General features: G+C 38.0%; 22 protein-coding genes and 1 tRNA gene. 12 read left to right on the top strand and 11 right to left on the bottom strand.

Features of this window, described 5'->3' with window-relative positions; translation table 11 throughout:
* The first annotated feature begins 168 nt into the window (after nucleotides 1-168).
* From KP713_RS04960 to KP713_RS04935, 6 genes are all read left to right on the top strand, one after another.
* Complete coding sequence (locus KP713_RS04960; protein ID WP_106014007.1) at nucleotides 169-924, top strand: Nif3-like dinuclear metal center hexameric protein; 756 nt, start codon at nucleotides 169-171, stop codon at nucleotides 922-924.
* Nucleotides 925-1030: 106 nt separating this feature from the next.
* A complete protein-coding gene (uvrD, locus tag KP713_RS04955) occupies nucleotides 1031-3211 on the top strand; it encodes a DNA helicase II (RefSeq protein ID WP_140523419.1) in 2181 nt (726 codons plus the stop codon).
* 88 nt (nucleotides 3212-3299) lie between these two features.
* The gene (locus tag KP713_RS04950; protein WP_164994225.1) at nucleotides 3300-4301 is read left to right on the top strand and encodes an ABC transporter permease subunit; all 1002 of its coding nucleotides are present in this window, start codon (nucleotides 3300-3302) and stop codon (nucleotides 4299-4301) included.
* Nucleotides 4302-4315: 14 nt separating this feature from the next.
* A complete protein-coding gene (locus KP713_RS04945; RefSeq protein WP_106014009.1) occupies nucleotides 4316-5203 on the top strand; it encodes an ABC transporter permease subunit in 888 nt (295 codons plus the stop codon).
* Nucleotides 5204-5212: 9 nt separating this feature from the next.
* On the top strand, nucleotides 5213-6205 hold the full coding sequence (dppD, locus tag KP713_RS04940; protein ID WP_140526574.1) for a dipeptide ABC transporter ATP-binding protein: 993 nt from the start codon (nucleotides 5213-5215) through the stop codon (nucleotides 6203-6205).
* A 2-nt stretch (nucleotides 6206-6207) separates the two neighbouring features.
* Nucleotides 6208-7191, top strand: coding sequence for a peptide ABC transporter ATP-binding protein (locus KP713_RS04935; RefSeq protein ID WP_111407610.1), 984 nt, complete (start codon nucleotides 6208-6210; stop codon nucleotides 7189-7191).
* 28 nt (nucleotides 7192-7219) lie between these two features.
* Here KP713_RS04935 and KP713_RS04930 read toward each other — a convergent pair whose 3' ends face one another.
* Nucleotides 7220-8026 carry a DNA ligase gene (locus KP713_RS04930; RefSeq protein WP_111407609.1) on the bottom strand — a complete coding sequence of 269 codons (807 nt, stop codon included), beginning with the start codon at nucleotides 8024-8026 and terminating at the stop codon, nucleotides 7220-7222.
* Nucleotides 8027-8233: 207 nt separating this feature from the next.
* Between KP713_RS04930 and lpcA the strand changes: the two genes are divergently transcribed.
* The 5 genes from lpcA (at nucleotide 8234) to artM (ending at nucleotide 11764) form a co-directional block, all read left to right on the top strand.
* Entirely contained in the window at nucleotides 8234-8818 is a 585-nt protein-coding gene (gene lpcA, locus KP713_RS04925) for a D-sedoheptulose 7-phosphate isomerase (protein ID WP_065265332.1), read from the top strand.
* Nucleotides 8819-8943: 125 nt separating this feature from the next.
* Nucleotides 8944-9675, top strand: a complete 732-nt coding sequence (gene artP, locus KP713_RS04920) for an arginine ABC transporter ATP-binding protein ArtP (protein ID WP_048952863.1) — start codon at nucleotides 8944-8946, stop codon at nucleotides 9673-9675.
* A 17-nt stretch (nucleotides 9676-9692) separates the two neighbouring features.
* The gene (locus KP713_RS04915) at nucleotides 9693-10412 is read left to right on the top strand and encodes a lysine/arginine/ornithine ABC transporter substrate-binding protein (protein WP_046950422.1); all 720 of its coding nucleotides are present in this window, start codon (nucleotides 9693-9695) and stop codon (nucleotides 10410-10412) included.
* 3 nt (nucleotides 10413-10415) lie between these two features.
* Nucleotides 10416-11081 carry an arginine ABC transporter permease ArtQ gene (artQ, locus tag KP713_RS04910; RefSeq protein ID WP_215770007.1) on the top strand — a complete coding sequence of 222 codons (666 nt, stop codon included), beginning with the start codon at nucleotides 10416-10418 and terminating at the stop codon, nucleotides 11079-11081.
* The gene (gene artM, locus KP713_RS04905) at nucleotides 11081-11764 is read left to right on the top strand and encodes an arginine ABC transporter permease ArtM (protein ID WP_048952865.1); all 684 of its coding nucleotides are present in this window, start codon (nucleotides 11081-11083) and stop codon (nucleotides 11762-11764) included. Before artQ ends, artM begins: the two co-directional genes overlap by 1 nt.
* Nucleotides 11765-12189: 425 nt before the next feature.
* Here the strand turns inward: artM and KP713_RS04900 are convergent.
* The 10 genes from KP713_RS04900 to KP713_RS04855 form a co-directional block, all read right to left on the bottom strand.
* Nucleotides 12190-12265: transfer RNA gene (locus KP713_RS04900), tRNA-Lys, on the bottom strand.
* A gap of 155 nt (nucleotides 12266-12420) precedes the next feature.
* On the bottom strand, nucleotides 12421-12882 hold the full coding sequence (gene pal, locus KP713_RS04895) for a peptidoglycan-associated lipoprotein Pal (RefSeq protein ID WP_048953946.1): 462 nt from the start codon (nucleotides 12880-12882) through the stop codon (nucleotides 12421-12423).
* Between the two features lie 24 nt (nucleotides 12883-12906).
* Entirely contained in the window at nucleotides 12907-14190 is a 1284-nt protein-coding gene (gene tolB / locus KP713_RS04890) for a Tol-Pal system beta propeller repeat protein TolB (protein ID WP_048953945.1), read from the bottom strand.
* 41 nt (nucleotides 14191-14231) lie between these two features.
* Nucleotides 14232-15419 carry a cell envelope integrity protein TolA gene (gene tolA / locus KP713_RS04885; protein ID WP_048953944.1) on the bottom strand — a complete coding sequence of 396 codons (1188 nt, stop codon included), beginning with the start codon at nucleotides 15417-15419 and terminating at the stop codon, nucleotides 14232-14234.
* Between the two features lie 14 nt (nucleotides 15420-15433).
* Nucleotides 15434-15853, bottom strand: a complete 420-nt coding sequence (gene tolR / locus KP713_RS04880) for a colicin uptake protein TolR (RefSeq protein ID WP_005634116.1) — start codon at nucleotides 15851-15853, stop codon at nucleotides 15434-15436.
* Between the two features lie 64 nt (nucleotides 15854-15917).
* Complete coding sequence (gene tolQ / locus KP713_RS04875) at nucleotides 15918-16604, bottom strand: protein TolQ (RefSeq protein ID WP_005626973.1); 687 nt, start codon at nucleotides 16602-16604, stop codon at nucleotides 15918-15920.
* A 17-nt stretch (nucleotides 16605-16621) separates the two neighbouring features.
* Entirely contained in the window at nucleotides 16622-17032 is a 411-nt protein-coding gene (gene ybgC, locus KP713_RS04870) for a tol-pal system-associated acyl-CoA thioesterase (RefSeq protein WP_005626975.1), read from the bottom strand.
* A gap of 78 nt (nucleotides 17033-17110) precedes the next feature.
* Nucleotides 17111-17404, bottom strand: coding sequence for a cyd operon protein YbgE (gene ybgE, locus KP713_RS04865; RefSeq protein WP_005641612.1), 294 nt, complete (start codon nucleotides 17402-17404; stop codon nucleotides 17111-17113).
* 110 nt (nucleotides 17405-17514) lie between these two features.
* Nucleotides 17515-18651 carry a cytochrome d ubiquinol oxidase subunit II gene (gene cydB / locus KP713_RS04860; protein ID WP_215770006.1) on the bottom strand — a complete coding sequence of 379 codons (1137 nt, stop codon included), beginning with the start codon at nucleotides 18649-18651 and terminating at the stop codon, nucleotides 17515-17517.
* 14 nt (nucleotides 18652-18665) lie between these two features.
* Nucleotides 18666-20231 (bottom strand): cytochrome ubiquinol oxidase subunit I, encoded by a 1566-nt coding sequence (locus KP713_RS04855; RefSeq protein ID WP_106014016.1) that lies wholly within the window; start codon nucleotides 20229-20231, stop codon nucleotides 18666-18668.
* Nucleotides 20232-20686: 455 nt separating this feature from the next.
* Here KP713_RS04855 and KP713_RS04850 point away from each other — a divergent pair, with 455 nt between their 5' ends.
* Nucleotides 20687-20974 carry a DUF5339 domain-containing protein gene (locus KP713_RS04850; protein WP_048953940.1) on the top strand — a complete coding sequence of 96 codons (288 nt, stop codon included), beginning with the start codon at nucleotides 20687-20689 and terminating at the stop codon, nucleotides 20972-20974.
* Nucleotides 20975-20986: the final 12 nt, after the last annotated feature.

Raw genomic sequence — 20986 nt, 5'->3', positions numbered from 1 at the left:
GAAATATTATTTTTTTATTAATCGATATATAATTTAGTATATAATGATTCCTGTTTTAGATAGTAATCATAATCAAACCTGGCTAGCACACTTCCCCCACTCCTTTGTGCTAGCCATTTTTTTTGGAATTTTGTACCATATCTTATCTTTTTCCTATTTATATTAATTATGAATAACATTGAACTTGAGCAACTTCTTAACCTAAAACTTAATTCTGAAAAAATCACTGACTATGCGCCAAATGGTTTGCAAGTAGAAGGCAAAGCAAATGTTCATAAAATCATTACAGGAGTTACAGCAAGTCAAGCATTGATTAATTATGCCATTGAGCAAGATGCTGATGCTATTATTGTTCATCATGGCTATTTTTGGAAAAGCGAAAATCCTTGTATTCGAGGAATGAAAGGTAAACGAATAAAAAGTTTGCTTGTGAATGATATAAATTTATATAGCTATCATTTACCATTAGATATTCATTCTGAATTAGGAAATAACGCCCAGTTAGCAGAATTACTTGGTATTGAACAGTTACACCCACTAGAAAAGCCGCCGATGAGCATTCCTGTTTGGGGGGAATTGCGATCCCCTATGACGGGAGAAGAATTTGCAGAGAAAATAGAAAAAGTTTTGAATAGAAAGCCATTAATTTGTATTGAAAATGGTCCGTGCCTGATTCGAAAAGTAGGAATTTGTACAGGAGGAGGACAAGGTTATATTGATCTTGCTGCTGCGCAAGGCTGTGATGCATTTGTTACAGGTGAAGTATCTGAGCAAACTATTCATTCTGCACGTGAACAGGGCATTCATTTTTTTGCCGCGGGTCATCACGCAACAGAACGCTATGGTATAAAAATATTAGGAGAATGGCTTTCTAAAGCATATGGTTTTGATGTTGAGTTTAAGGATATAGATAATCCTGCTTAATATTATTCGAAAATGTTTTACCCCACTTTTGATATACCTACAAATCTTATTGTTTCAAAAGAGAAATAGGATTATAATAACTGTAAATTTGAACAGTTTAATTGTTATGGATATTTCTGAATTACTTGACGGACTTAACGATAAACAACGCGAAGCCGTAGCTGCTCCTCTAGGTAATCACTTAGTGCTAGCTGGTGCAGGCTCTGGTAAAACGCGTGTATTGACGCACCGCATCGCTTGGTTAATTGCGGTAGAAAATATTTCTGAAGGCAGTATTATGGCGGTGACGTTTACCAATAAAGCGGCAGCAGAAATGCGTCATCGTATTCAAGCAACACTTGCCAAACACGCCCAACATCAATTATTTGGTATGTGGATTGGAACCTTTCACAGCATTGCCCATCGTTTATTGCGAGCTCATCATTTAGATGTAGGATTGCCACAAGATTTCCAAATTTTGGATTCAGAAGATCAACTTCGTTTAATTAAACGGTTATTAAAATTACATAATTTTGATGAAAAAGCTTTTCCTCCTAAACAGGCTTGTTGGTACATCAATAACAAAAAAGATGAAGGCTTGCGCCCAAACGATATTGAAGATTTTAATGATCGTCAGGAGCGTGAATGGATTAAAATCTATAAGATCTATCAAGACACCTGCGATCGCGCAGGATTGGTCGATTTTGCTGAATTATTAATTCGGGCCTATGAATTATTTGAGAAAAAACCATTAATTTTGCAACGTTATCAACAACGTTTTCAGCATATTTTGGTGGATGAATTTCAAGACACCAATAAAATCCAATATAAATGGATCAAAATTCTCGCGGGAGAAACTGGCAAAGTCATGATCGTGGGCGATGATGATCAATCTATTTATGGCTGGCGTGGCGCACAAATCGAAAATATTCAAAAATTCTTGAAAGATTTCAAAGCCGAAACAATTCGCCTTGAACAAAACTATCGTTCTACCGCCAATATCCTAAACAGCGCAAATGAATTAATTGCAAACAATAGTGATCGTCTTGGTAAAAATTTATGGACAGAGGGTGAAAAAGGCGATCCGGTTGGCATCTATGCCGCTTTTAATGAATTGGACGAAGCAAAATTCGTTGCTTCACAAATTCAGGATTGGGTAGAACATGGTGGAAAACTTGATGATTGTGCTGTACTTTATCGTAGTAATAGCCAATCACGCGTTATTGAAGAAGCCTTAATTCGTTGTCAAATTCCATATCGTATTTATGGCGGTATGCGTTTCTTCGAACGTCAAGAAATTAAAGATGCTTTAGCCTATCTTCGTTTAATTAATAATCGTCAAGATGATGCTGCTTTTGAGCGTGTAATTAATACGCCAACCCGTGGTATTGGTGACCGCACTTTAGATATATTGCGCAACTTAACACGCGAACGTCAAATTACCTTATGGCAAGCAGTACAAATCGGGACACAAGAAAATATGTTGGCAGGGCGAGCCTCAACAGCATTATTGCGTTTCCAAGAATTAATTAATTCACTACAACGTGATACCGCAGAAATGCCGCTTTTCGCACAAACTGATTTTGTGATTAAACATTCGGGTTTATATGAAATGTATAAACAAGAAAAAGGTGAAAAAGGCGAAGTCCGTATTGAAAACTTGGAAGAATTGGTTACCGCAACCCGTGAATTCATCAAACCTGATGATGCAGAAGATATGACTGAGCTTACCGCCTTTTTAACTCACGCCTCTTTAGAAGCTGGTGAAGAACAAGCCTCTCCGCATCAATCTTGTGTAGAAATGATGACATTACACTCCGCTAAAGGCTTGGAATTTCCTCGTGTATTTATGGTTGGCGTAGAAGAAGGTTTATTCCCAAGTTTCCGTTCTTTTGAAGAACCTGGGCGTTTAGAAGAAGAACGTCGTTTAGCTTACGTCGGTATTACTCGCGCGAAGAAAAAACTGACCATCTCTTATGCGGAAAGCCGTCGATTATATGCCAAAGAAGAACGCCATTTACCATCACGTTTTATCGCCGAATTACCTAGAGAATGTATCCAAGAAATTCGTTTACGAGGAACTGTCACGCGCGCAATGAATCTAGCAAAAGTCGGTTCATTGTCTAATACAAGTGCGGTCGAAAATGAATGGAAAATGGGTCAAAAAGTCAAACATGAAAAATTCGGTTTTGGCACCGTCATTAATGTCGAAGGATCAGATAACAATACTCGCCTCCAAATTGCCTTCCAAGCGCAAGGCATTAAATGGCTCATTGCACATTTGGCAAAACTGGAAAAAGTGCGGTAGAATCCAAGAGAGTTTTACTTCTACCGATTAATTTCTTTGAAAAGTGCGGTGAATTTTAACTGCACTTTTTTTGTATTTGAGTGATTGAATGTTTAAATTTTTCTTCAAGCGTATCTTAATGGTAATTCCAACCTTTATTGCCATTACTTTTATCACTTTTGCCCTTGTGCATTTTATTCCTGGCGATCCAGTTGAGATAATGATGGGGGAACGTGGCTTAACACCTGAAATACATCAACAAATGATGCATCAATTAGGATTAGATCTTCCTTTGCATGAACAATATTTTCATTATATTGCTAAAGTGCTACAAGGTGATTTTGGGGCATCATTCCGCACTCAACAATCTGTTCTTACTGAATTTTTTACACTTTTCCCTGCCACAGCTGAATTAGCATTTTTTGCGTTATTTTGGTCGTTATTAGGCGGGGTGATTTTAGGGACGATTGCAGCAGTAAAAAAAGATAGTTGGATTTCTCACACGGTTACAGCTGCATCGCTCACAGGTTATTCTATGCCAATTTTCTGGTGGGGATTGATTTTAATTTTATACGTTTCACCACAACTCGGTTTACCGCAAGGCGGACGTTTAGATAATGAATTTTGGATCGATACACCAACAGGATTTATGCTCATTGACAGCTGGCTTTCTGGTATGCCAGGCGCCTTCGAAAATGCAGTTAAATCATTAATTCTTCCTGCAATCGTCCTAGGCACAGTTCCTTTGGCTATTATTACTCGTATGACACGCTCTGCGATGTTGGAAGTATTAGGCGAAGATTACATTCGCACGGCAAAAGCAAAAGGCCTAAGTTATACTCGAATCGTCATTGTTCATGCATTGCGTAATGCGTTAATTCCTGTTGTCACTGTGGTCGGATTAATCATTGGTCAATTGCTTTCCGGTGCCGTACTCACAGAAACCATTTTTTCATGGCCGGGAATTGGAAAATGGATTATTGATGCGATTCAAGCGCGCGATTATCCGGTATTACAAGGTTCTGTACTGATTATTGCGACAATTATTATTGTGGTGAATTTAACCGTCGATTTACTTTACGGCGTGGTCAATCCGCGTATCCGTCATTAATTGTGGGAGAGATTATGTCTGGCACGCCTTCAACTTTCGCGCCGAAAACGCCCTTACAAGAATTTTGGTTTTACTTCAAACAAAACCGAGGCGCGCTAATCGGTTTAACCTTTATTGTGATTGTTGCCTTAATCAGCATTTTCGCACCTTATATTGCGCCTTTTGATCCAACAGAACAAAATCGTACCGCACTTTTACTTCCTCCCTCTTGGTATGAAGGAGGCAATCCGGCCTATTTACTCGGCACAGATGATATTGGGCGAGATATCCTTTCTCGCATCATTTACGGAACGCGAATTTCTGTCTTTGCGGGATTTGTTATCGTATTGCTATCCTGCGCCTTTGGTACTAGCCTTGGCTTGATTTCTGGCTATTATGGCGGTGTGCTAGATACAATTATTATTCGCCTAATTGATATTATGCTCGCGATTCCAAACTTACTCTTGACGATTGTAGTCGTCTCTATTTTAGAGCCATCACTCGCCAATGCCACTTTAGCGATCGCCGTTGTATCAATTCCTAGCTATGTGCGTTTAACTCGAGCAGCGGTGATGAATGAAAAAAATCGTGATTATGTCACCTCCTCTAAAGTCGCTGGCGCAGGTGTTCTTCGCCTCATGTTTATTGTGATTTTACCCAACTGTTTAGCACCCTTGATTGTGCAAATGACGATGGGGATTTCTAATGCAATCTTAGAACTCGCAACACTTGGTTTCTTAGGCATTGGAGCAAAACCACCGACACCTGAGCTTGGCACAATGCTTTCAGAAGCACGTGGTTTTATGCAAGCAGCAAACTGGTTGGTTACAATTCCTGGCTTAGTTATTTTATCTTTAGTGCTCGCCTTTAACTTAATGGGTGATGGCTTGCGTGATGCACTTGATCCGAAACTCAAACAATAGGAAAACAGAATGGCATTATTAGACGTAAAAGAACTTTCTGTTCACTTTGGCGATAAAAATACGCCATTTAAAGCAGTGGATCGCATCAGCTATCAAGTCGCACAAGGTGAAGTGCTTGGCATTGTGGGAGAATCGGGGTCAGGTAAATCTGTGAGTTCTCTCGCAATTATGGGGCTAATTGATCATCCAGGACGTGTATCTGCAGAATACTTGCAATTTGAAAACACAAATTTACTCACTTTAGAGAGTAAAGCTAAACGCCAGCTTATTGGTGCTGATGTTGCGATGATTTTCCAAGATCCAATGACAAGCTTGAATCCAGCTTATACTGTGGGTTTCCAAATTATGGAAGCGTTAAAAACTCATGAAGGCGGTACAAAAAAGGCAAGAAAAGACCGCACTTTAGAGCTTTTAAGATTGGTCGGTATTCCTGATCCTGAATCTCGGATTGATGTTTATCCCCATCAGCTTTCTGGCGGAATGAGTCAGCGTGTGATGATTGCGATGGCAATAGCTTGCAGACCTAAATTATTGATTGCTGACGAGCCAACTACTGCATTGGACGTAACCATTCAAGCACAAATTATGGAGCTCTTACTCGAATTGCAGAAAAAAGAATGCATGTCACTGATTTTGATTACCCATGATCTTGCGCTTGTTGCTGAAGCTGCAGATCGAATTATCGTGATGTATGCGGGACAAATCGTTGAAGAAGGCACCGCAAAAGATATTTTCCGCGAGCCAAAACATCCTTACACTCAGGCCTTGTTACGTTCATTACCTGAATTTGCAGAAGGAAAATCTCGCTTAGCGTCGTTACAAGGTGTGGTACCTGGAAAATACGATCGCCCAACAGGCTGCTTATTAAATCCTCGCTGTCCTTATGCCACTGAATATTGCCGCCAAGTCGAACCTCTATTACATCAGATCGGTTCACGTAAAGTAAAATGCCATACTCCGCTGAACGAGCAAGGCAATCCTGTTGAATATCAAGGAGCTTAATAATGACGAATGAAGTAAAAGAAAATACGCCATTATTAAATGCGATTGGCTTAAAAAAATATTACCCTGTAAGAAAAGGCTTGTTTGCAAAACCACAGCAAGTAAAAGCGTTAGATGGTGTCTCTTTTCAGCTTAAACGAGGTAAAACTTTAGCTATCGTGGGGGAGTCAGGTTGTGGAAAATCAACGCTAGGGCGTTTGCTAACCATGATTGAACAACCAACCGAAGGCGAATTGTATTACAAAGGGCACAATTTTTTAGAAAATGATTCCGAAACAAAGGCGCTACGTCGTAAAAAAATTCAAATAGTTTTCCAAAATCCTTATGCGTCATTAAATCCACGTAAAAAAATTGGTTCAATTTTGGAAGAACCATTGATCATCAATACAAAACTTTCTGCCAAAGAACGTCGAGAAACAGTTTTATCAATGATGGAAAAAGTAGGGTTGCGTGCTGAATTTTATGATCGTTATCCTCACATGTTCTCTGGCGGACAACGTCAGCGTATCGCCATCGCTCGTGGTTTAATGTTAGATCCCGATGTTGTTGTTGCCGATGAACCTGTTTCTGCATTGGATGTTTCCGTGCGTGCGCAAGTACTCAATTTAATGATGGATTTACAAGATGAATTAGGCTTGTCTTACGTGTTCATTTCACACGATCTTTCTGTGGTAGAACATATCGCTGATGAAGTGATGGTAATGTATCTAGGTCGTTGTGTCGAAAAAGGAACAACAGAACAAATTTTCTCTAATCCTCAACATCCTTATACCAAAGCGTTACTTTCAGCAACGCCACGTTTGTCACCAAACTTGCGCCGTGAACGTATAAAGCTAACGGGCGAATTGCCAAGTCCGATTAATCCACCTAAAGGCTGTGCATTTAATCCTCGTTGTTGGAAAGCGACAGAAAAATGTCGTGAAAATCAACCGCACTTGGAACAATATACTGATGGCAAATTAATCGCTTGTTTCCATATTGATTAAATTCATTTTGTCAGATTTATAAATAGGCTCATTTTTTCTCTCTCCAATAGGTTGCAAATCGAGGTTTTCCACGACTCGTGAGACCTCGATATTTATAAGTAATCACAGATCCTATCGGAGGGGGATTTTCTCGTTCGCTTAAATTAAAACCCGAACCGATTTTAAATTCTCCCCGATGATTTTTACAGGTTAAAGCGCCCATCATATTTTCAAATTGTCCTTTGCCTTTATGGTGTGCAATGACCGTACATTCTTCATCTTGAGTCGTTTTTAATTTTAAAATCCGATTGCTACGTTTTCGTTCGTAAGGTGCATTAGGATCTCGAACAACGACGCCTTCCCCCTTCAAAGATTCTATTTGATTAAGAAACTCATATAAATGCGCTTTATCTCTCACTGGAATTTGTTCAATAATTTCAATATAAGTTGTTGGATGTTCAAGTAAATACGTTTTCAATTTAGCTAAACGCTCAAATAAATTGCCTTCTGCATCAGGGACATCAAAAACATATAATTTAAGTTTTTCCCAACCATCGCCTTTAAAGGATTTTGTGATTGATGAAATTTCCTCAAAATGATTCTGCTCACTAAATAGTTCACCATCAATCGCAAAAGGCGGAAAATCTTTAATGAAATAGGCTGGAGGAGATAAATGTTGCCCCTGCCTGGTTAATAATTGCTTTCCATCCCAATAACCTCGTACACCATCTAATTTTTCAGACATGACCCAACCTTCTATTGATTGATTATCGTAAGTATGAAGAAGCATTAAATCTGGGCTAGACAAAGTAAAAGAACTCACGAAGAAAAGTAATAAAGTGCAGTAAAATTTCATGATATTTTTGTAAATTTTAGTACTGTTCATTTTCCTCAGAATAAGTGTATCTGAAATAATCTAAAAGCACGCAAATTCACTATTACGATCTAAATCGCAAAAAATCATCACTTCATCGGGAAAAGATGAATTTTTATTTACGCTAGCGAAGAATGTTTATCTGCTATACAATGCCATCGCGATTTTATTCCCAACAAGGAGCAATCAATGTATTTAGAGCAAATCAAAGCAGAACTTGTGGAAGCACAAGATGTGTTAAACAAATTTATTTCTGATGAAAATAACATTAAATTAATTCAAGAAGCCGCATTATTAATTTCAAATAGCTTCAAACAAGGAGGCAAAGTGCTTTCTTGTGGTAATGGCGGTTCGCACTGTGATGCGATGCATTTTGCAGAAGAATTAACGGGTCGTTATCGTGAAAATCGTCCTGGCTACCCCGCTATTGCGATTTCAGATGTAAGTCATTTAAGCTGTGTAAGTAATGATTTTGGTTATGAATATGTCTTTTCACGCTATGTTGAAGCGGTGGGTCAAAAAGGTGATGTGTTATTCGGTTTATCAACCTCTGGCAATTCAAAAAACATTTTAAACGCCATTGAAGCTGCAAAAGCAAAAGGCATGAAAGTTATTGCGATGACAGGTAAAGACGGCGGAAAAATGGCTGGATTAGCAGATGTTGAAATCCGTGTACCACATTTCCGTTATGCAGATCGTATTCAAGAAATCCATATCAAAGTCATTCATATTTTAATGATGTTAATTGAGTTTGAAATGGCTAAAGAAGCTTAAAGTGCGGTTGATTTCAATCGAATTTCTAAAATCCCAAATTTTTTTGGGATTTTTTATTCACACCACTTGCATAATTATTCATAAAAATGTAATATTTTTTCATCTTAAAAGACGAGAAAATTGAAATGACTATTCGTGTTAAAAATCTAAATTTCTTTTACGGTTCATCTCAAGCATTATTTGATATTAATCTTGAAGCTAATGAGGGTGATACCGTTGTATTGCTTGGCCCAAGTGGCGCAGGTAAAAGCACATTGATTCGCACATTAAATTTATTAGAAGTACCAAAATCTGGCGAATTAAGTATTGCAAATAATGATTTTAATTTATCCAATGCAATGGCAAATCCCAAAGCAATCCGACAATTACGCCAAGATGTAGGAATGGTATTTCAACAATATCACCTTTGGCCGCACTTAACTGTTATTGAAAACTTAATTGAAGCGCCAATGAAAGTGCGTGGCGTAAGTGAAAATGAAGCCAAAGCAGATGCAATGGAGTTGTTAAAACGTTTACGTTTAGAACAATTTGCAGATCGCTTTCCATTACACTTATCAGGCGGTCAGCAACAACGTGTTGCAATAGCCCGCGCACTGATGATGAAGCCACAAGTTCTACTATTTGATGAACCAACGGCTGCATTGGATCCTGAAATTACGGCACAAGTTGTAGATATTATTAAAGAATTACAAGAAACCGGCATTACTCAGGTGATTGTGACCCACGAAGTCAATGTTGCACAAAAAGTAGCAACGAAAGTAGTATATATGGAACAGGGAAAAATTGTCGAAATAGGCTCGGCAGATTGTTTTGAAAACCCGAAAACTGAACAATTTAAACAATATCTTTCTCACTAGAGAATAAGGATTTTATTATGAAAAAAACATTATTAACTGCAATTTTATTCGGCGCATCCGTAACAGCAAGCGCACAAGAGCTTACTTTTGCAATGGAACCTAGCTATCCACCATTTGAAACCACAAATGAAAAAGGCGAGATTATTGGTTTTGATGTCGATGTGGCGAATGCAATTTGTAAAGAAATCCAAGCAACCTGTAAATTCAAAGGCGAAGCTTTTGATGCATTAATTCCAAATTTAAAAGCAAAACGCTTTGATGCATCCATTTCCGCTATTGATATTACCGATGCAAGAGCAAAACAGGTTTTATTCTCTGATGCATATTACGATAGCACTGCAAGCTATGTAACCCTTAAAGGAAAAGCAACGTTAGAAAGTGCAAAAAATGTTGGCGTTCAAAATGGAACCACATTCCAACAATACACAGTAGCAGAAACCAAACAATATACAACTAAGGCTTATGCTAGCTTACAGAGCGCAATTTTAGACTTAAAGAGCGGTAGAATTGATATGATTTTTGGTGATACCGCAGTACTTGCAGATATGATTAGCAAAGAACCAGAAATGCAATTTGTAGGCGAAAAGGTAGCAAATAAAAAATATTTTGGTAATGGTTTAGGCATTGCAATGCATAAATCAAATAAAGAATTAGCGGAGCAATTAAACAAAGGTTTAGCTGCAATTAAAGCAAATGGTGAATACCAAAAAATCTATGATAAATGGATGACAAAATAATCTATGAGTTCTGATTTTCTTTCTTTAATGTTTACCGCAGCCCTAATGACTTTAGGGCTTGCGGTCTGTTCATTAATCCTAGGGTTATTTTTAAGCCTAATTTTTGTCGTACTTGAAGCAAATCGTTTTGTTGGAAAACCAACGGCAGTATTCATTGCCTTATTGCGTGGCTTACCTGAAATTCTCGTTGTATTACTCGTATATTTTGGTTCCACTGAATTAGTAGAAATGCTAACAGGAGAATACATTGAATTTGGGGCATTTGGCTGCGGTGTATTTGCGCTTTCTCTCATTTTTGCAGCTTATGCTTCACAAACATTACGCGGCGCAATTCAAGCTATTCCGAAAGGTCAATGGGAGTCTGGTGCGGCGTTAGGCTTAAGCAAAAGTTATACGTTCATCCACATTGTCATGCCACAAGTATGGCGTCATGCCTTACCAGGTTTAAGCAATCAATGGCTTGTATTACTAAAAGATACAGCATTGGTTTCATTGATTGGTGTGGACGATTTGATGCGCCAAGCGGATCTGATTAATACCAATACACATCAACCCTTTACTTGGTACGGTATTGCTGCGTTAATTTATTTAGCGGTAACATTAATTAGCCAAGTTGGTATTCGAAAATTAGAGCTACGTTTTACTCGTTTTGAAAGGGGCGTGAAATAATGTTTCAAGAATATTTAAGCGTGATCGCACAAGGGATTCCAACGAGTTTGTTGCTTACAGTCGTATCATTACTGATTGCCTTCTGTTTGGCATTATTTCTCACTTTTTTACTTTCAATGGAAAATAAATGGGTAAAAAGAGCGATTAATTTATACCTTACTTTATTCACTGGCACGCCACTGTTAGTTCAGTTCTTTTTAATTTATGCGGGGCCGGGCCAATTTCAGTGGATTATTGACAGCCCATTATGGTATCTCTTATCCAATGCCTGGTTCTGTGCAGCATTAGCTTTAGCGCTAAACAGTGCAGCCTACTCCACACAATTATTTCATGGTGCAGTGAAAGCCATTCCAAAAGGACAATGGGAAAGTTGTGCAGCATTAGGATTAAACCGCATACAAACTTTAAAAATTTTAATTCCTTATGCCTTAAAACGTGCTTTGCCGTCTTACAGTAACGAAATTATTTTGGTATTTAAAGGCACGGCATTAGCCTCCACTATTACAATTATGGACATTATGGGCTATGCTCGCCAACTTTATGGTACAGAATATGATGCACTGACAATTTACGGCATTGCGGGAGGCATCTATTTAATTATTACGGGTATTGCGACTTTATTGCTACGTAAATTAGAGAAAAAAGTATTGGCATTTGAACGTTTTGAAGTAAGCAAAGCATAAAGTGCGGTAGAATCTTTAGTCATTTTTAAATCCCAACCTAGGTTGGGATTTTTTAATTAAATTTATTTATAAGTCTTAAATTCATTGAAATTGAGAGCAAGCTTAAGTCTCAAAATAGTTACTCTGATATTAATTAGTAATACAGGGAGCCAGAATTCTTTATATTAATAGAGAAGAGGATTTTGAAAGTATTGTTGATTATTGTGGACAGTAAAAAAGAGGGGTGAGTAGAGCAAGAGAGAATGTTTGAACAATAATATAAATAATTTTAAATAGAAGCCGTTAAACATAATCAATTCATAATCTTTTTTTAGAAAGGATTTAATGATAAGACTCTTAGTTATAGAAGATAAATAGACACTAATAATTTGACGTATGGAAGAAGTATAGATTTAGATTTTAGAGATGTAATATGAGTGGTTATTTGGTGGGTCGTGAAGGATTCGAACCTTCGACCAACGGATTAAAAGTCCGCTGCTCTACCGACTGAGCTAACGACCCATAAAAATAAAGAGCGTCTATCATATCCAGTTTATTTTTATATGCAAGAATAAATTTATCTTTTTTCTATGAGTGAGTAAATTATAATCAGAAAATAAAACAGGGCCTATCATTTGATAGGCCCTGTTCCTTGTTAGTATTAAGAATACTAAAAATTAGTATGCTAACACTGCACGACGGTTTTTAGAGTATGCAGCTTCATCGTGACCTTGAACTGCTGGTTTTTCTTCACCGTAAGATACAGTGCTTAATTTACCTGCTTCTACGCCTTTACCTGCTAAGTAACCCTTAACAGCATCAGCACGACGTTGACCTAACGCAATATTGTACTCAGGAGTACCACGTTCGTCGGTGTTACCTTCAACTAATACTTTAGCTGATGGTGTTGCTGTTAAGTATGCTGCGTGTGCATCTAAGATTTGAACGTATTCACCTTCGATGTTGTATTTGTCAAAACCGAAATATACGGTGTTGTAACGTTGTTGAAGATCAGCAACAGAGTATCCACCGAAAGTTTGACCAGCACCATTGCCTGCAGCATCGTTGTTAGATGAGCTACAAGCTGCTAATGCAGCTACAGAACCTGCAACTAATAATGATTTAACAAATTTGTTCATTAGATTTCTCCTCAATGAGTTTTTTTATTTAGTTAAGTATGGTGACCAAGCTGGAAATTTTACTTGGCCATTACTTCCTGGAAGGCTCGCCTTAAAGCGACCATCTGCAGAAACCAATTGTAACACCTTTCCTAGGCCTTGTGTAGAGCTATAAATAATCATAATTCCATTTGGTGAAAGACTTGGACTTTCACCTAAGAATGATGTGCTGAGTACTTCAGAAGCTCCAGTTGTAAGATCTTGTTTAACTACATTATTGTTACCATTAATCATTACAAGGGTTTTACCATCAGCACTAATTTGTGCACTACCACGACCACCAACAGGCGTTGCACTACCACCATTCGCACTCATGCGATAAACTTGTGGTGAGCCCCCTCTATCAGAGGTAAAAAGAATTGAACTACCATCTGGTGACCAAGATGGTTCAGTATTATTACCTGCCCCACGAGTTAATTGAGTTGGTGTACCACCATGAGAATTCATCACATAAATATTTAATAGTCCATCTTGCGAAGAGGCAAACGCTAAACGTGAACCGTCCGGTGAAAATGCTGGTGCACCATTATGACCAGGGAAAGATGCTACCACTTTACGAGCACCAGAATTTAAATCTTGTACAACAAGTTGTGATTTTTTATTTTCAAAAGACACATAAGCTAAACGTTGACCATCTGGAGACCAAGCTGGTGACATAATTGGTTGAGAGCTACGATTTACGATAAATTGATTATAGCCATCGTAGTCTGCAACACGAACTTCATAGGGCTGTGAACCACCATTTTTTTGCACAACATAAGCGATACGAGTTCTAAATGCACCACGAATCGCAGTTAATTTTTCAAAAACTTCATCACTAACAGTATGAGCACCATAGCGTAACCATTTATTTGTCACTGTATAGCTATTTTGCATTAATACCGCTCCAGGCGTACCTGATGCACCAACGGTGTCAATTAATTGATAAGTAATACTATAACCATTACCAGATGGAACAACTTGTCCGACCACAATTGCGTCAATTCCAATATTAGACCAAGCTTCAGGATTTACCTCTGCTGCTGAAGTTGGACGTTGAGGCATCTGAGATACTGCAATAGGATTAAATTTACCGCTGTTACGTAAATCATCAGCAACAATTTTGCTAATATCTTCTGGTGCAGATCCAGCAAACGGCACAACAGCTATAGGACGTGCACCATCAACCCCTTCATCAATTACAATGCGAACTTCATCATCAGCGAATGCATTGTTTGCAACAGCAAGTACAATCGCTAATACGCTCACTAAACGTTTTAATAATTTCATTTTGTTACCTTTAAAATTTAACAATAAATTTTTATAAAGAATTATCGAATATCAAAGTCAATAATTGGCGATTTATATTTCTCATAAATAGCATCCGATGGAGCTGCAGGAACTTTTTTCGTTCTAGCCACCGCACTTAATGCTGCTGTACAAATATCATCAGGACCTGAAATTTTTTGATATCCCAAGATTGTTCCATCTCGACTCAATTGAATTTTAATACGACAAACTTTTCCTGCAAAACTTGGATCTTTTAAGAAACGACGTTGAATCTCTTTCTTAATTACTCCAGCGTATTGATCTCCTACTTTGCCACCATCGCCAGAACCAAGCGCAGCACCGCTACCTTGAGTTCCACCTTTGTTAGCATTTCCGCCTTTAGATGCACTACCGCCACCAATATCTCCGCCATTTAAGAAATCATCTAAACTGGCTTGGTCCGCTTTTCGTTTTGCTGCATCCGCTTTAGCTTTAGCATCGGCAGCAGCCTTAGCTTTCGCCTCTGCATCAGCTTTTGCTTTAGCATCAGCTGCGGCTTTAGCTTTTGCATCGGCTTCAGCTTTTGCTTTAGCATCGGCAGCGGCTTTAGCTTTTGCATCTGCTTCAGCTTTCGCTTTAGCCTCAGCTTTTGCTTTAGCTGCGGCTTCAGCTTTTGCCTTGGCTTCAGCCTCTTGTTTTGCTTTTTGTGCTGCAAGTTCTGCTGCTTTAGCTTTCGCCTCTTCTTCAGCTTGTTTTGCTGCTGCAGCTAAACGTTTAGCTTCTGCATCTGCTTTTAATTTTGCAGCTTCAGCAGCTTGTTTTGCTTTTGCCTCTTCAGCTTGTTTCTGTTTTTCCAACGCTTCTTGACGAGCTTGCTCTTGTTGTTTTTTTATTTCTTGCTGACGTTGCTGTTCTTGCTGACGTTTTAACTCTTCTTGTCGTTGAACTTCCTGTTGACGCTTAATCTCTTCTTGATTAGGTTGTGGCGGTTTTTCTTCAACAACGGGTTCTGGACGTTTCTGTTTATCCGCTTGCCCTTTTTTCTGTTGTTGAATTCTACCCCATTCTTGCGCTGCAGAGCCAGTATCGACCATTACTGCGCCCATAGCATCACCATCACCTTCGCCACCACCCATAATTTCAACTGTATGGTAGAAAGAGCTGACAATCAACAATCCAAACAAAACAAGGTGCATCACTATAGAAATAACAAATGCATTTGCGCCTTTTTTTTGTCGATTATTTTGCACGGTTACCTACTTAGTTAAATTGGGTTTGTCATTAAACCAACAGATTTAATTCCAGCAAGGTGGAGCAGATTAAGTGCTTTAATCACTTCTTCATAGGGAACTTCCTTAGCTCCACCCACTAAAAATAGTGTGTTATTATCTTTATCAAATTCTTGTCGAGATAACTGTGTCACCATTTCTTCCGTTAACCCTTCTTGACGTTCTCCGCCAATAGAAATCGCATATTGTCCAATCCCTGAAACCTCAAGAATTACCGGCACTTTATCTTCATTAGATACATTTTGACTTTGCACTGAATCCGGCAATTCCACTTGTACGCTTTGGCTAATAATTGGTGCTGTTGCCATAAAGATCAACACAAGCACTAACAATACATCCAAAAACGGGACAATATTAATTTCAGATTTAATATCTTTACGCTGACGACGAGCCATAATTCAAATCTCTCTTATTTTTCACCGCACTTAACGAAAGAGTGCGGTGTATTTTTTCTATATTTTAGTGTGGTGCTTTGCCGAAAGCTTGGCGATGTAAAATCGTCGTAAATTCATCAATAAAGTTACCATAATTCTGTTCGATAGCATTCACGCGTAAACTTAAACGGTTATAAGCCATTACAGCCGGAATCGCAGCAAACAAACCGATTGCAGTAGCAATCAAAGCCTCAGCGATACCAGGAGCAACCATTTGTAAAGTTGCTTGTTTAGCACCACTTAATGCCATAAAAGCGTGCATGATACCCCAAACAGTTCCGAATAAACCAATATAAGGGCTAACAGAAGCTACTGTAGCCAAAAATGGTACGCGACTTTCAAGGCTTTCAACTTCACGATTCATTGTAAGATTCATTGCTCGCGTAGTTCCTTTAATAATCGCCTCAGGCGCATCAGGATTCACTTGTTTCAAGCGAGAAAACTCTTTGAAACCAACAAAGAAAATCTGTTCACTACCCGTTAAAATATCACGACGATTTGATAATCCTTCATATAGCTTATTCAAATCCTCACCAGACCAAAAACGGTCTTCAAAAGTATTCGCTTCTTTTAAAGCTGCCGTTAAAACTCGGCTACGTTGAATAATAATTGCCCAAGAAATAATTGAGAATGAAATCAAAATCACAATTACAAGTTGAACAACAATACTTGCTTTTAGAAAAAGATCTAAAAAATTCAATTCTGCAGTCATTGCACACTCCGAAAAGTTTATTTTAGGTTGTAAAACGCAGCTTTTACTTCTTTAGGAAGAGCCACAGGTTTCATATTGCCAAGATGAACACTGGCTACCTTGACTGTAGCCTTTGATAACATCACCGTATCACGCATAAGTCGTTGCTCAAAAAGGATTGTTGCGCCTTTTATCTCTATGACATCTGTTTCTACCGTGAGTAAATCATCCAATTTTGCCGCAACGCAATAATCAATAGCGAGCGATTTGACAACAAACGCGAGTTGTTGTTCTTGTAATAAAGTTTGCTGCGTAAAATTTAACGCTCGCAAATATTCTGTTCTAGCCCGCTCAAAAAAATGCAAATAACGAGCATGATACACAACGCCACCAGCATCAGTATCTTCATAATATACTCGAACGGGAAGATAGAAGGTTTTTTCTGACATTATTAAGCTTTGCCCACCGCAATAGGTCGGATATTTTAGAACCTGTTTTTTAGATAAGCAATATGCCGAAGAAAAAAATCATCCTCGTAGATAAAAATGCTCTACAGCACTAATCAATATAATGATATAAGCGATATAAGGTAAGAAAATTAGTTTCCAAATTACGCTTTTAATTTCAAATCCTATTCCATGAATCCAAACCGTAATCAATCCCCAAAAGATCATTAAAATCCACCAAGGAGAATCATTTCGTAACAACGTTGAAAAATTATCAATATTAAAGAAAAATACGGCTGTTAGTCCTAGCGCTAAAATAAATGAAAGGGTTCGAAACGAACCCTTATTAATTAATTGATAGAGTGAATGAATCATATTACTCGTCAAATTTTCCTGCTTTTTCTTTGCCAATGGTTAATTTTGCACTGGCAAATATAGCTAATAACACACCCACTACCCAAATTACATATAACATATTAATCTCCTTAGTATAATGAGTGTTTATTTTCATCAATGAAATTCGCATCTAAGCGACCAAACATCTTCGAATAAGACCAAATAGTATAAACCAAAGAAATAGCCACAAAGATAAGTGCAAAAATCAACATTAACGTTAATGTTAATTCACTTGAAGTTGCATCCCACATTAACAAACTTTGTTCAGGATGTGAGCTTGAAGGCATCACAAATGGGAACATAGATACTGCAGCAGTAATAATCACGCCAGCCATTGTTAATGCAGAGAAAAAGAATGCGAAACCACAACGATTAGCTTTAGAAAATGCCGCATTTAATAATGCAGCAACTACTGCTAATACTGGGAAAATCCAAAGAATTGGCATTTCATTGAAATTTCTAAACCACGCACCAGTTTCAACAGCAACTTCTTTATTCATTGGAGATGATGGCGCGTAATGATCCACAACACTCGTTACTACATAACCCTCTTTAAAGTATAACCATGCTCCAGCTAATACGAATGCAATTAAAGTCACAATAGCACCGATTTGGCTCACTGAACGAGCGCGATCACGCAATTCTTCGGTTGTTTTCATTTGTAACCAGTTCGCACCGTGAGTCACAAGCATTGATAAGCTAATAACACCACACAATAATGCAAATGGATTTAATAATTCAAAGAATGAACCGGTATAAGTTACTTGAGTCAATTCGTTGAAATGGAATGGAACGCCTTGTAATAAATTACCAAAAGCCACCCCAAATACTAATGATGGTACAAAACCACCTGCGAATAGCCCCCAATCCCAAACAGAACGCCAAGTCGGGTTATCAATCTTTGCACGATATTCAAAACCCAATGGGCGCAAGAATAACGCAGCTAAAACCAATACTAAAGCGATGTAGAAACCTGAGAATGAAACGGCATATACAATTGGCCATGCCGCAAATACTGCGCCGCCTGCAGTTAATAACCAAACTTGGTTACCATCCCAATGGGGGGCAATAGAGTTGATCATAATACGGCGCTCCACTTCTTTTTTGCCTGTTACAGGTAAAAGTGCGGTCACGCCCATATCGAATCCGTCGGTAACAGAAAAACCGATCAACAATACAATAACTAACACCCACCAAATAAAACGTAGAAATTCATAATCAATCATAATTCATCTCCTGCTTATTTAGATGATTGTTCAAAGTAGTATTTGCCGGTTTTTAACGCACTTGGACCCAAACGCGCATATTTAAACATCAAATACATCTCAACAATAATGAACGCAAGATAAAGCGCACAAATTAAACCAATAGAGAACCATAAATCGCCAGTACTTAACTGAGACGCTGATACCCCAACAGGTAAAACTTCATAGATTGCCCAAGGTTGACGACCAGACTCAGCTAAGAACCAACCAAATTCAATTGCTAAGATTGGCAATGGGATACACCAAAGCAATGCTTTAAGCAATAAGCGAGAAGAAGTGACTTTGTTACGTAAATTTTGAACAAATGCTCCGAAGGTCAGTAAAATAATTAAACCACCGGCTGCTAACATCCCACGGAATGCCCAGAAGTTAGGACCTACGTTTGGAATAGTATCGCGAGCAGCTTGTTTAATTTGTTCATCTGTTGCATCTACAACTTTATCTGTGTAACGTTTTAATAATAAACCAAAACCTAAATCACCTTTTACTTCATCAAATTTTGCTTTAGTTTCTGGATTTACGTGGCCTGCTGATTTTTTCTCTGCTTTTAATTGCGTGAATAAATCGTAAGCGACCATACCGTTACGAACACGACCTTCATTTTTCGCTTGAATATCTTTCAAACCAACAATTTCAGTATCTAAAGAACGCGTTGCAATTACCCCCCCCAAATATGGGATCTCAATCGCAAAATCATTTTTCATTTCTGCAGTATTTGGAATTGCAACTGGATGAAATGGCGCTGGCGCAGGATGAGTTTCAAACTCGGCTTCCATTGCCGCCAATTTCACTGGTTGTGCTTTACCAATGTCGTAACCTGATTCATCCCCCATAATTAACACCGCTGATGCCGCGATAAAACCAAAGGTTGCAGCAACAGAGAATGAACGTTTGGCAAAACCAATATCACGACCTTTTAATAAATAGAATGCACTAATACCTAATACAAACATTGCACCAGTCGAATAACCTGCTGTTAACGTGTGCAAGAATTTACTTTGGGCAACTGGATTTAGCCAAAGGTCTAAGAAGCTCGTCATTTCCATACGTACTGTCTCAAAATTAAATTCTGAGCCAGCTGGAGACTGCATCCAACCATTAGCAACTAAAATCCACATTGCAGATAAGTTCGAACCGAAAGCTACACAATATGTAGCAAGTAAGTGTTTACCTTTAGTTAAACGATCCCAACCAAAGAAGAATAACCCCACAAAAGTTGATTCTAAGAAAAAGGCTAGTAACGCTTCAATCGCTAATGGCGCACCAAAAATATCACCTACATAATGAGAATAATAAGACCAGTTAGTACCGAATTGGAATTCCATAATGATACCTGTGGTCACCCCAAGGGCGAAGTTAATACCAAATAACTTACCCCAGAATCTTGTCATATCTTTATAAACTTCTTTGCCTGTCGCCACATAAATAGTTTCCATAATCACAAGGACGAATGACAAACCTAATGTCAGCGGCACGAAAATGAAGTGATACAACGCAGTTAAAGCAAACTGCAAGCGAGAAAGGTCAACAACGTCCAACATTCTCAACTCCTCTGTATAAACAACATTAGTTCCAACAATGATTAAAAAGGCAAAGCCTTAAATAATCCCTAATCACTCAACTCCAATTAGCTAAGTTTAAATTGGTTTATCTACATAATCACTACACAACGATGAAAAATAGAAAATCACTACAAAGATAACCCAAATTGGTGGTTATTTTACTACTAAACGTAAGGATAAAAAATACTAAAAAACGTTATCTGGTTCATATTTTTGATGTAAGTTATGAAATACCTATTATTTGTTAAAGTTTGTAAAATTGATCTATATCAAATTTGTAACTTTTTCAAAAAAATATAGCTCTAGTTTAGATTCTATTATTAATTAGCATAGTAAAATCCGTTTAAGTCTGGACATATTGATTGTATTTTGTTATTTTCTTACTATCTTCAGTTTTGAAATTTTCTAGGATAAAGAGAAGAAAGGATCTAAAAATGAAAAAAACATTCCTTATTTTGACTGCATTTTTCTCTGTCATATCACCTACTGTTTTAGCTGTGCCTAACTCGGTTCCACAGCAATGTGAACAGTTGTTTAAAGAAACAGAAAGTTTAATAAATCAGGCCGAGAGACAGCCTGGTACACATATTCAGGTAAATAAAATTAAAAGTAAACTTAACCAGAGTAAACAACAAATTCTACAAATGGAACTTGCTACTCAATTGAAAAGCTGTGAGCTTGGTTTAGCAAAATTAAGTAATTTGAAAAGTTATAGTGAATAGTAAAAAGCCTTA

Origin of the sequence: Haemophilus sp. SZY H36 (assembly GCF_018829625.1) — a bacterium.
Taxonomy (GTDB): domain Bacteria; phylum Pseudomonadota; class Gammaproteobacteria; order Enterobacterales; family Pasteurellaceae; genus Haemophilus; species Haemophilus haemolyticus_K.
Note: the sequence above shows the minus strand (reverse complement) of the source record. Positions and strands in the feature narration are given on the sequence as shown.